The 2,047-nt window shown below is 66.6% G+C and carries 5 protein-coding genes; all 5 read right to left on the reverse strand.

The features are described 5' to 3' along the window. Positions 1-55 precede the first annotated feature (55 nt). From HNR75_RS15350 to HNR75_RS15370, 5 genes are read right to left on the reverse strand one after another with little or no spacing between them, the layout of a single operon-like run. Positions 56-433 (reverse strand): PFL_4703 family integrating conjugative element protein, encoded by a 378-nt coding sequence (locus HNR75_RS15350; RefSeq protein ID WP_425506835.1) that lies wholly within the window; start codon positions 431-433, stop codon positions 56-58. Then, entirely contained in the window at positions 430-828 is a 399-nt protein-coding gene (locus HNR75_RS15355) for a TIGR03750 family conjugal transfer protein (protein WP_003105639.1), read from the reverse strand. The genes HNR75_RS15350 and HNR75_RS15355 overlap by 4 nt, the downstream gene beginning before the upstream one ends. 11 nt (positions 829-839) lie before the next feature. Continuing rightward, a complete protein-coding gene (locus HNR75_RS15360; RefSeq protein ID WP_003090173.1) occupies positions 840-1,199 on the reverse strand; it encodes a TIGR03745 family integrating conjugative element membrane protein in 360 nt (119 codons plus the stop codon). Positions 1,200-1,215: 16 nt separating this feature from the next. Next, on the reverse strand, positions 1,216-1,449 hold the full coding sequence (locus HNR75_RS15365; protein WP_003050225.1) for a TIGR03758 family integrating conjugative element protein: 234 nt from the start codon (positions 1,447-1,449) through the stop codon (positions 1,216-1,218). Beyond that, positions 1,446-1,829 carry an integrative conjugative element protein, RAQPRD family gene (locus HNR75_RS15370; protein ID WP_003120001.1) on the reverse strand — a complete coding sequence of 128 codons (384 nt, stop codon included), beginning with the start codon at positions 1,827-1,829 and terminating at the stop codon, positions 1,446-1,448. Before HNR75_RS15370 ends, HNR75_RS15365 begins: the two co-directional genes overlap by 4 nt. Positions 1,830-2,047: the final 218 nt, after the last annotated feature.

The raw sequence follows: 2,047 nt of genomic DNA on the forward strand, positions 1-2,047 counted from the left end.
CCGACCAATGGCTACTAATACTACTCGCGAAACCTCCATCCGCTCACGCCGTACCTCACCCCGGCCTGCCAGGCCTTCCTGGGGGCGGACTTTGACTCCCCCCGCTCCACGGGAAGGCCTGGCAGGACGGGGTGAGGTACGGCGAGAGCGTATGGAGGTTGCGCGAGTAGTCTTCTTCGCCATTGGTCGGCCAGCGGTTCAGCGTCTGGAACACGTAGAACGTGAACGCATAGACCGATTCGGGCGGCACTTCCCACCACTTGCGGGTACTGCCAGAGCGCAGGTCGGGCGGGACGTGGATGGTCAGGTCGCGCGGCGCGCTCCACCAGCCGCCGCCCATGACCAGGGCGACAATGACCAGCGCGCCCGCGCCCAGGCGCAAGGTCTTGATGTGCGCCTGCAGGTGGGCGATCTCGTTCTTGAAGCGGCTCATCGCATGCTCCTGCGGGTGGACCAGAAGCCCGAGCGCGAGATCAGCACGTGGCCGCCCACCCAGCCGGCCATCAGCGGATGGCGCGTTGCGATGCGCCACTGCAACTGTCGATACAGCCAGGTGTCGGGGCGCCCACGCTTGAGGCGGCGCAGGATGCCGCCGCCGATGAACACGCCCAAGGCCACGCCCAGGACAACGAACGTCGGTGCGATGGCGATCGTGCGGAACACCCACGAAAGCGGCGCGCCGACCAGCAGGCCGGCCGCGCCGGACAGGCCGCAGCAGATCCACAGCTCGTCGGCGGTGAGGCCGCGCACGACCACGGGATGGCGGTTGAGCCGGTGCGGAAGGAACGTGACCGTCCCGTCCGCACGGACGTGCTGCTGCTCGGACATACCGGCCTCGCTTACAGGATGCCGGTGGCTTCGGTGAGCAGCCAGATGCCGATCACGAGCAGCACGGCGCCGATGGCGACCGTGAGGCCGAATTGGCCCCACGTCTTGCGGCCGGTGTGGATCTCCGCGTAGGTGCCGTAGGCGTGGTAGCAGACGCCGATGAACATCGACGCCACCACCAGCAGGGCCACGAGCATGATGATGTCGTAGCCGTAGTTGCGGATGGTCTCCATGATGCCGTTGCCGGTGCCGCGCGTCGGGTTCTCCAACTGCGGCAGACCTTGCGCGAACGACAGTGCGGGCAGCGCGGCGGCGCCCAGGGCCACGGCGGCGCGCTGGGCAAAACGGGAAGTGAGGTTGCGGTTGTGCATGGTCGGGCCTTTCATGTCAGGACAGGAGGAAGAAACTCAGGACGAGGTACATCGCGACGAAGCGGATGCAGACGCCGAGGAACTGGCGCTGGTTGAGGCGGCTCTCGGACCACCCCACATAGGCCGTTCGGATGGCCCAGACGCCCCACACGAGCAGGACCGCGAACACGACGCCGACCAGGACGGTCGCCATCGCGGAAGGCGCGATACCGCTGTTGGCTTGAAATGCCGAGACCTGGGCGCCGTTCATTGCTCGCCCTCCGCAGTCGTCTTCGGCGATGGCGAAGCGGCCCGCTCGGTGCGGTAGTCGCCGGCCAGTTCGGAGGGGTCGCGCGGCTGAGCGCGTGATGGCGTCAGGTGGAACTGGATGCCGGCGCGCACGCGCGCCAGGTCAGCCAGCAGCCGTGGGTAATCGAAGTGGTAGCGCTCGCCCGGCTGGATGGGGGCATGCGCGGCGCTGTCCGCGACGGTGCGTTCCAGCGCGTCGAGCTGGCGCAGCGCGGCGACCAACTCCTGGCGCTGCGCCGGGGACTCGGCCAATGCCATCGGGGACTGGCCCAGCACGAGGGCCGTCACGAAAAAAGTGGGCACGCCGCGATGCGCGGCGCGCAGCCAGATCGAAGCCACCATCGCGCCATTCCTGTGTGATCAGCAATGGGTTGATCGTGGAGATCAGGGCTGTTTCAGGCCGCAAACAATAGGAACTGGCGGACGACCGGATTGGGCATGCTGCGAGCGAACCTACAAAAGCCCGGGTCGCGCTTCGATTATTGCGTTTTTCGAGTATTTCGAATATGATCGGCTCTGCAACCGTTTTCGCTTAGGAGCTACCCATGACCACCGCCACT

It is taken from the genome of Tolumonas osonensis (assembly GCF_014202415.1).
In the GTDB taxonomy this organism is placed as follows: Bacteria; Pseudomonadota; Gammaproteobacteria; order Enterobacterales; family Aeromonadaceae; genus Tolumonas; species Tolumonas osonensis.